The sequence below is a fragment of the Gilvimarinus sp. 1_MG-2023 genome (genome assembly GCF_030548285.1).
Window position 1 is genome coordinate 1 of record NZ_JAUOSC010001531.1, and the last position, 244, is coordinate 244.

A 244-nucleotide genomic window follows, 5' to 3' on the forward strand; every position below is an offset into this window, starting at 1 on the left:
GCGGTGTATATAACCTGGCACGCCCCGGAGTCTTCTTCAAAGGCGGGTTCGGTTGATGCGGAGGTAAAGATGGGGGTGGATTCTTCAAGGTCGTCTACGTTCAGGGTCAGAGTTTGCTCGCTGCTGTTGCCGGCGCTGTCGGTGGCGATACTGGTGAGCTGATAAATGGCTTGCGTTTCGTTGTCTGGGTTGTGCGTTAGAGTAAGGTCGCCGGTTTGTGCGTCGATGGTAAACAGTGATTAAT

1 protein-coding gene is annotated in these 244 nt (G+C 53.7%); it reads right to left on the reverse strand.

What is annotated here, in order from left to right; translation table 11 throughout:
• Positions 1-236 (reverse strand): cadherin domain-containing protein (locus tag Q4563_RS23840; protein ID WP_442903858.1); only part of this gene is annotated, 236 nt, incomplete at its 3' end.
• Positions 237-244: the final 8 nt, after the last annotated feature.